Below are 8,368 nucleotides of genomic sequence, written 5' to 3' on the forward strand. Positions count from 1 at the left end.
ATCAATCTTTATTTCTTTAGGTTAAATTATCCGAGTTTTCGGACAGTCTCCCCCCGCACCTTGCAAGGATTATTTTCCTGCCGTTATATTTTCTCTGGTAATCGTACTGGATGCCGTTCTGATAAAGGAACGTGGAACGGTACTGGTTGAGCCATTTTGTGATAACCGTGGACAGTTCCCCGTTTTCCCCCATGACCTCCAGAAGCTCCGTAGCCGTGCCAGACCATTCTGTCCTGTCCTGCATGAACGACACCACCCGAAAAAGGACAGGGGGAATCTCTGCCGCCGCAAGCTGCTCCTGCGTCTGCCGCTTTACCAGCCCCCAACTGAAATCACGGAAACGGAGCGTGAACTCTTGGTAAGGCGTGTCCCTGCCAGTGACAAACAGCTTTGCGGTATCGGATGCACGGCTCTCCTTTTCCAGTACAAAGGTAGCGTCCGCACTCCCTGTCAAGCCTGTCGTGCCAGACACCTTGTTGAACACATCGCTGTCGTTCTGCTTGCGGATATGGTGTACGACCACCACCGAGAGGGAATGCCTGTCGGCAAAATCCTTTAACAGCGATATATCCCCGTAATCGTTTGCGTAAGCGCTGTCTTTGGATGCGGTACGGATTTTTTGCAGCGTATCAATAACAATCAGCCTGCTTTGGGGATGTGCTTTGAGGTAGTCCTCAAGCTGCACGATAAGACCGTCTGATAACTTGCAGCTTGCCACTGCAAAGTGTAGCCGCCCACTCGCTTCGTCCGTCAGACGGAACAGTCTGTCCTGTATGCGGCAGAATGTGTCCTCCAAACATAGATAAAGCACATCTCCCTCCAATGTCGTCATGTCCCATAAGGGGATTCCCTGCGACACGCAAAGGCAGAGCTTCAGCATGAGCCAGCTCTTGCCGATTTTCTGTGAGCCGCAGAACAGTGACAAGCCTGTGGGGATAAGACTGTCTACTACAAAGGACGGCTTTTCAAGCGGCTCAAAAAGGAGCGTATCAGCATCCACCTTCTGTAACTGCTGCATAGAACCCCTCCCTCCATGTTGGTTTTGTTTTGTTGCACATAGGCGTTGCCCTCCTTGAATTTATTTACCCCTGCCATTAAAGCAAGGGTATGTAACGCAGCCAGTCCATACAGTTCCACGCTTTCCTAAAGCGGCGTTTTCTCCGTCTGTGCCATGCACGGATTGAGCAGCGGGCAGGCTTATGTCGTGGCTCTGCTGTCCCTGCGGCGGGTATCCCTCTGGCGGCTGCTGTGAAGTTATCAAGGAGCAGTAATCTATGGAATCGTTTCGTGGCAATAAAATAGGGCGGGAGGATTTGACCTCTCACCCAGTAGCCGCTAAGGGAGCGTGATTTTAGACATGGTGTTCTAATTTTTTGAAAATATAAAAGCACCCGTCATTTAACCTTTTCCTTCGGTAAGTAACGAGTGCCTTTTGATCATAAATTTTTTACATTTCCTCAACTAATCTCAATTGCTTCAAAAATCTATCTGCTATAAAATATTGTATATCCAACTTTTCTACTGGCATCTTTTTTGCTTTAATAGATATTTTTAACTTTCCAGACGACACGCTCATTAATCCAATATTGAGGTTTTTAAACTGTTGTCTATCGACTTTCGATATATATTCAGAACTTAATGCAACATATACCTCATTCGCAAATTGTTTATACCTAATTGCTTGTTCCAATCCTGACTTCCAGTCTGATACTTTTGCTTCTACTGCTATAAAATTTCTTGTAACCGCATCAATTTTTTTTATGGTAGTAATGTAATTATCGTTTATTTTTATATATCCAAGTTCTTCTAACTCTCGAAGAAAATGATGGAATTTTTTATTAACCTTTTCATTGGAAATTTTAACATCATCCAAACTAATCTTTTTATGTCTGTAAATCCCATTAAAATAGTAATATGCATTAAAATACTCATCAAAAACTATATTACTCCTATCTATATTGGTCGTATATACCACATCTGCAATATTATTACCACCCCTTAGTTCCCTAACAATATATTGTGTATCAAACCGTTCTTGTAAATCAAGAACTAATTTATCCACTAATTCAGTTTCATTCAAAAACATAACCACACACCTACCATTTTTTCATAAAATTTTTTTTAAGTTTTTTAATAGTTTGTAATAATCGGTATTCTTTTGACTTGCAATTATATCTTTAGGTATAGAATCTAAGTTATGTAAAGCATTGTCTACTCTTTTCTTTAGATAAATAATACGTTCATCACCCTCATATTGATTAAATTTATCTACTTCTTCCAACATCATTTGCCAATTATGCAATTGGATTCCTTTATCCCCAGTTCCTATTTCAATCGGTGTCTTACCAACACACCACTTGCAATTGCAACCCCCAAAATAAGAGTAAATTTGTTCAAACGCAAACGTATCTTTTTTGGGATAAGTCAAAAAAGACAATACTTGTGGAAAGTAAAATTTTGAATATAAATTGAAAGAATCTTTTTCTTCTTTTATATACTGCTCATCAAAATAATCAATGCTGGCTAACCCTAAAGAAAAACCATGTATTCCTTTCCCTATTAATGCTAATCCCAATGGTATCGGAACCTTTAAAGCAATTACAGGTTTTCCTGTATATTTTTGTAAATTAACCATAAAGTCAATATAACTACCTTAGGATTGTTCATTCAATTGCCTCATATCTGAAACTTGAACAATAAAACCATTAACATTGGCATGGACAAAATACGATAATATTTTTTCGGCTTGAAAAACCAAATGTCCCAACCCTATTGAAATCATGGCATACTTTTCTATTTCATCACCTACTACCTTTGAACTCTCATCAATTAATTGAATATTCATTCTTATCCACTCATCCACTTTTTCAACAGGATAATCTGTATTACTTATATAATGATATGGAAGAATTACCTTTCTCCCCATTGATACTGTTGCATACCATTTATCAATATATGCTGCCCGCTTTTGAGGATTCTGCAAATATTCTAGAGAGATTACGCCTTTGTCTGGTGCATATGGCAATTCTACAAGCCCCTTTGTATTACCAAAAGCAACATAAGACAATCTTTGTGTTGAAGGGTCTATGATGACATTTTCAAAATTATTATCTGCAAAATGCTGGTGTAATTTTTTCATCCAATTTTGAACATGAATCGGATAGATTATATCTGCATTATTTTCTTTTTCAAATTGTTCCGTAACATCCTTTTCCCGATATATCCATGCATAATATTTTCCTAATGTTACTAACTCATCTTGAACATCCTTTTTATTGAAAGCATCTATAAATTCTTCTATTGTTTGAAAACGTGCAAAAGGCTCTTTGGCTGTTGCCTTAAAAATTATATTCTCTATCCCATCACTAATATTAGGATTATACTGTTTAGGTGGAATAATTGGATCATTGAGAATTTTCATCAATAATTCCGGCAACGTAGCTGCTCTATATGGAATATTTTTTGTCAACATCTCATACAATATAATACCTAATGCATAAATATCTGCTCTATAATCAATATGTTTACTATCTTTTAATTGTTCTGGCGACATATACAATGGAGAGCCTATTTGAGTTCCAGTCGAGGTTATCGAAGAAAAATCTATTATTTTGCTTAACCCATAATCAATAATTTTTACATTTAATTCGTCATCTATCATAATATTATCTGGTTTTAAATCTCTATGAATAATACCCTCATTTTCAATAACAGTATTATGCAAATCACTAACTCCATGTAAGATATTAATAAATATCTTAACCAAGACATCCAAAGCAACATCTTTTTTCAAATACTTTCTAAGTGTTTCTCCCACAAAATATTCCATTACAATTACATATTCCAATACACCAAATTCATTCTTAAAATAGAAGTCTTCTTGATATTTTATAAGATTTTCCCCTTTTACAGTTTTTAAAACATCAATTTCTCTTGTAATACGGTTCTGCTCATGTTTAAATTCATCTAAAATATAAGTTTCTGACAAAACTTTTGCTGCATAGATTTTATTAGCCTTTGACACTTTATATACAGCTCCAAAACTTCCGCTGCCTAATGCCTCCTCAAATAAATATCCATTAATTACTTTACCGACAATATTCATTTTGTCTCCTCCGTATACACCCTCTTATTTTTATGGAACATATTGACAGAAATATATAACCCGCTAACAATAAATACATCCATTATAGTAGTCTTTGAATTTCATTAATTATATCTTGATACAATTCTTTACTATTTCTAGCTTTACTTATATGTGAACCTTTCAACCCATCAGAACTACTGCATTTATATACTGGTTTATGTGCGTTTAACGAATAAGGCACTAAACTATGTAAATTAGGGATTTTACCCAACAAATAATTTTGCTTGCTATCATTTTGTTCCAAAGGTTCTAATTGTTTAACAATATTTCGCCTAACTGCTTCATCTACCTGATTTCCAAATATACTCCAACCAATTGTCATTCCAGATTTAGAATCTCGAATATTATGTTGTTGTGTAACATAACCCAAAAATTTTGGTGCACCATGTGGTAACTCATCAATAGATATGCCACTATTAGGTTTTTTCCATTTATACAAATTATTCTTCCATTCATCATGCCAAACAACAAACTTATTTCCTAGATTTTGTGTTCCTTTTATCGAAAACAAATCTGGTGATAATGGTGTAATAAAATAATCACATCCTCCTAAAACGGTTCTATTTAAAGCACCTAAATTAGGACCTAAATCAATCAATACAACCTGCGCATTACATTTTTGTGCAGCAAATTTAATATACCTATAAATTGCTATCTGCACACGAATAGACGCCGGCTGAACGCTTGCACTTGCCCATGTCTCCCCTAAACGGTCTTCATATATATTCAAATCAATATCACCTGGAACTAAATATAATTTCTCTCTAAGACAATGTGCCTGTCGCATTCTAATATCCCCAAGCCCTTCAGAAACAGGCTGAATAACCTTATAAATACTATTTCCACGCTCACTCCAACTTTTCTTTATCTCTGAATCATCAAGTGCATATGCTGTTAAATTACATTGACTATCACAATCTACCATTAACGTACAAATGCCTGCATCTGCCAAAAGATTAGCAATATGAAATAAATATGTAGTTTTTCCAACACCACCCTTATTGTTAAAAATGGCAATTTGTATCATTTGTCATCCTCTCTCCCAAATATTCTTCTCTACTATTTCTAGCCAAATTGCTAAATAATTTTTTTATTATTATACTCCTTATTGTTAATTTGCTCAACAAAAATTTATAAGTTCTAAATAAACGAAATAGAGCAAATGATAAATTAAGTCCTCCCCATAAGCAATAATCAGCATTATGCAACGCAACATTCATTTTAGAAATAATATAACTTTATATTCTCAAATGAAATTACACTTCCAGATATAGCCCGCAGTCAAGATAATTTCTCCCCAATCTTGATAAATCCTTTGTAATCACGCAGTTTATCAGCCCGTTTTCAATGTCCTTAATCATGTTCTGGAAGCTCGGCCTTTGGAAATTCGTACCAGAATAACCGTCGTCCACATACGTTTTTGCTAAGTGCCAGCCCTGCTTTTTCACATAATCCGTGAGGATGGATTTCTGCGTGGCAATGCTCGCACTCTCGTTTTCCGTGCCATCGTCCTTAGATAAGCGGCAGTAAATGCCGACTGAATAGATTTTCTTTTCTTCTTTGATTCCTGCCATACTGTAAAACCTCCGTATCTGCCCTAACTGTTTTCATGTTCCATTGCGTACATTCTAAGCGGATATATCCTCATTGTCGAAGGTGTCATTTTCTGTAATGCTCTTTCGGATATCCTCGGAGATAATCGGGATGAATGCTTCAGCAACGGTCTGTGTGCCGACATATTCACGGCTGACAATCATCTGCACTGGCTGTCTTGCCACAATACGCTTTTTCTTTTTGTTTGCTTTTTTATCCTCGCCCATACTCAAATCTTCCTTTCCAGACAGGGCAGGGGAGCGTCTGGAAACGTCCCCTCCCTGCCAATCAGACACAATCAATCCCCGCTGTTCAATTCTTCCTGCAATGCTTTAAGGAGAGCCGCCGCTTCATCAGCGGTCAACGTGATTCCCTTTCCGCACTTCTCACGGTTGGGGGAAAAGCTGCGGATGTCATACTTCGGCTCTTTCCCGTTCCATGAGATTAAATTGATTTCCTTTGTGTAGCCGCTGCCGCTTGCCGACAACACGGCGATTTCCTTTACAATCTCGTACTGGATTTTATTCATTCTCCTACCTCAACTTTCTGTACTTACCTCCCGAAAAGAGAAAATTATCGGCTGTCCCTGCCACGTTTCCTCTGCAATTCACGCTCCAAAAGTCTGATAATGGTGTCCTCCATCTGCTTGGGAGTTGTTCCTTTCGGGAAGTATTTCTTTAACCTTTCCATGCCAATTTTCACGGTTTCTTTCTGGTTTCCCTTTTCCTCGGTCATAATGGAAAATATCATATCCATGTCAAGCCGCCCGCTCTGGCTTAGGCTTTTCATCCGCTGTGCCTGTGAGAGTGAGGGCGTTGCTTCCTCGCTTTCCATCGTGGCAAATAGATTTTTCTGCTCGCCTTTCTTCAAAAAGGACAGCTCCACCGCAGGCGTAAGGGCGATTTTCCCCTCGTCCACCATCTGCAAAATCGGCGGTATCAGCTCCGTCAAACGGATAAATCTCTGCACGGTCATCCTGCCAACGCCGAAGCCCTGCGCCACCTTATCGTCCGTCCGCAACTTCGTCCCAACTTGTGACGAGGTTAAATCCGTGCGGAAACCCTGCCGCTTCATGGCTTCGGATTTCATCTTGTAGGCGAACGCCCGCTCCGATGGCAGGATATTTTCACGCTGTAAGTTGCTGTCCACAAGGGTGATGATTGCCCTGTCACGGTCTAAAGGCAGGACAAAAGCGGGGACTGTGTTTATCCCTGCAAGCTCGGAAGCACGGACACGCCGCTGTCCCGCAATGATTTCATAGCCGTTGCCGTCCTCTTTCGGGCGTGTGATTATCGGCGTTACGATTCCAAACTCCTTAATGCTTTCCGCTAACTCTGACAGCATTTCATCCTCCACCACATGGAAAGGGTTGTCGGGAAACGGGTACAAGTCTGCGGTCTTTAATACCTTAAAATCCTGTTTCTTCATTCACATTCCTACCTTTCTCTTGCTCTATTTCGATTGCTTTTCTGCAATTCTTCCAATACCTCTGGCGGGATTTTGGAGAGCAGCCGCCCCATCTGCTCGTTGGTTCTCTGCAACTCAAATATCCTCTGGTTGGCTTTCTGTACCTTTAATTCCTGCTCGTACTTTTCATCACGCATACGCCCCGCATAGTCGGATTCCTGCCCGATTCTCTCTTTCAAGCTGTCGATATACGCCTGCTGTTTGCCGATTTCCTTTGAGAATTTCTCCACGTCTGGAAGCCATGCGGAGAGCAGTTCTAACGCCTTATCTCTTTTCTTTCCTGCGTTAAAAGCGTTGATGTCGGAGAGGGCAGACACGATTTCCGCATACTGTTTATCCAGCCTGCCGCCCAACTTATAGAGCCATGTGGGGATGTGTTTCCGCTTCGTTTCCATTGAGGACTGACCTCTTTCCAATTCGCCCCACCGTGCGGACATCCGCTCATGGTAGGCGGTCTGCCATTCGGATAGGGATTTCTGGTTGCCTAAAATAGACTTCGCTGATAGCTTGTTGTCGGGCGTAAGCGGCACAAAGCATAGGTGCATATGGGGCGTCCTCTCGTCCATATGGACGACTGCGGAAAGGATATTTTTCTTTCCCACACGCTCTGAAATGAAGTCAAGAGCCGTCTGGAAATAGGCTTTTTGTTCTTCGGGCGGTAAGCTGTTCATAAATTCTGGCGAAGCGGTGATGAGTGTTTCCACCATCATCACGCTGTCTTTCCTTACCTTACAGCCCGCTTCTTTTACCATTTGGTTTATCTCTTTCTTGTAGGTGTAGCGGGGCGGCTTCACAAGATGATAGTTATTCTTGGAGCGTTCCATATCAATATCTGGGTTGCTTTTATAGGCTTCTTTCTTCCGCTCGTTGTGGCGTTCGCAAGCCGCAACGCCGCCTGCCTTGCGTTTCTGGAAACGCAGGATTGCATAGGGCATGGCATGATTCCTCTTTTCTTTCGGCGGGTAATCTGTATGCGTGACGGTCATGACGATGATGACGGTGATTTTGGGATACCCCCTATCGCCAGTCATAACCGTCACTCTCACGCCGACATTCTTCCATCCGAAGCCGTAAGGCGCAGGATGGGGCAGGGCGCAAGCCCTGCTTTAAGGGAGTCCAGAGGGAACGTCTGGCACACGACTTTGCAGGGCAAAGTGTAGT

The 8,368-nt window shown here is 40.4% G+C and carries 9 protein-coding genes and 1 pseudogene; all 10 read right to left on the minus strand.

What is annotated here, in order from left to right; genetic code table 11:
- Window positions 1-16: 16 nt before the first annotated feature.
- A complete protein-coding gene (locus tag E5329_RS27040) occupies window positions 17-1,018 on the minus strand; it encodes an AAA family ATPase (RefSeq protein ID WP_135992285.1) in 1,002 nt (333 codons plus the stop codon).
- 429 nt (window positions 1,019-1,447) lie between these two features.
- The gene (locus E5329_RS27045; RefSeq protein WP_135992286.1) at window positions 1,448-2,086 is read right to left on the minus strand and encodes a hypothetical protein; all 639 of its coding nucleotides are present in this window, start codon (window positions 2,084-2,086) and stop codon (window positions 1,448-1,450) included.
- 21 nt (window positions 2,087-2,107) lie between these two features.
- Window positions 2,108-2,635 (minus strand): hypothetical protein, encoded by a 528-nt coding sequence (locus tag E5329_RS27050; RefSeq protein ID WP_135992287.1) that lies wholly within the window; start codon window positions 2,633-2,635, stop codon window positions 2,108-2,110.
- 18 nt (window positions 2,636-2,653) lie between these two features.
- The gene (locus tag E5329_RS27055; RefSeq protein ID WP_135992288.1) at window positions 2,654-4,105 is read right to left on the minus strand and encodes a serine/threonine-protein kinase; all 1,452 of its coding nucleotides are present in this window, start codon (window positions 4,103-4,105) and stop codon (window positions 2,654-2,656) included.
- Between the two features lie 82 nt (window positions 4,106-4,187).
- On the minus strand, window positions 4,188-5,174 hold the full coding sequence (locus E5329_RS27060) for a ParA family protein (protein WP_135992289.1): 987 nt from the start codon (window positions 5,172-5,174) through the stop codon (window positions 4,188-4,190).
- A gap of 232 nt (window positions 5,175-5,406) precedes the next feature.
- Window positions 5,407-5,721: pseudogene (locus E5329_RS27065) on the minus strand (recombinase family protein); the annotation flags it as partial.
- A gap of 54 nt (window positions 5,722-5,775) precedes the next feature.
- Window positions 5,776-6,036: a stage II sporulation protein R gene (locus E5329_RS27070; RefSeq protein WP_456320043.1), complete on the minus strand. Its 261-nt coding sequence runs from the start codon at window positions 6,034-6,036 to the stop codon at window positions 5,776-5,778.
- 2 nt (window positions 6,037-6,038) lie between these two features.
- Complete coding sequence (locus E5329_RS27075) at window positions 6,039-6,269, minus strand: YdbC family protein (RefSeq protein WP_120486323.1); 231 nt, start codon at window positions 6,267-6,269, stop codon at window positions 6,039-6,041.
- A gap of 44 nt (window positions 6,270-6,313) precedes the next feature.
- The gene (locus E5329_RS27080) at window positions 6,314-7,168 is read right to left on the minus strand and encodes a ParB/RepB/Spo0J family partition protein (RefSeq protein ID WP_120486322.1); all 855 of its coding nucleotides are present in this window, start codon (window positions 7,166-7,168) and stop codon (window positions 6,314-6,316) included.
- A gap of 8 nt (window positions 7,169-7,176) precedes the next feature.
- Complete coding sequence (gene mobV / locus E5329_RS27085; protein WP_120486321.1) at window positions 7,177-8,142, minus strand: MobV family relaxase; 966 nt, start codon at window positions 8,140-8,142, stop codon at window positions 7,177-7,179.
- Window positions 8,143-8,368 lie beyond the last annotated feature (226 nt).

Source organism: Petralouisia muris (assembly GCF_004793545.1).
In the GTDB taxonomy this organism is placed as follows: Bacteria; Bacillota; Clostridia; order Lachnospirales; family Lachnospiraceae; genus Petralouisia; species Petralouisia muris.

Excerpts from the sequence above, each read along its gene's own strand:
- E5329_RS27040 (WP_135992285.1), bottom strand. The coding sequence starts at position 1,018 with ATGCAGCAGTTACAGAAGGTGGATGCTGATACGCTCCTTTTTGAGCCG.
- E5329_RS27045 (WP_135992286.1), bottom strand. The coding sequence starts at position 2,086 with ATGTTTTTGAATGAAACTGAATTAGTGGATAAATTAGTTCTTGATTTA.
- E5329_RS27050 (WP_135992287.1), bottom strand. The coding sequence starts at position 2,635 with ATGGTTAATTTACAAAAATATACAGGAAAACCTGTAATTGCTTTAAAG.
- E5329_RS27055 (WP_135992288.1), bottom strand. The coding sequence starts at position 4,105 with ATGAATATTGTCGGTAAAGTAATTAATGGATATTTATTTGAGGAGGCA.
- E5329_RS27060 (WP_135992289.1), bottom strand. The coding sequence starts at position 5,174 with ATGATACAAATTGCCATTTTTAACAATAAGGGTGGTGTTGGAAAAACT.
- E5329_RS27075 (WP_120486323.1), bottom strand. The coding sequence starts at position 6,269 with ATGAATAAAATCCAGTACGAGATTGTAAAGGAAATCGCCGTGTTGTCG.
- E5329_RS27080 (WP_120486322.1), bottom strand. The coding sequence starts at position 7,168 with ATGAAGAAACAGGATTTTAAGGTATTAAAGACCGCAGACTTGTACCCG.
- mobV (WP_120486321.1), bottom strand. The coding sequence starts at position 8,142 with ATGCCCTATGCAATCCTGCGTTTCCAGAAACGCAAGGCAGGCGGCGTT.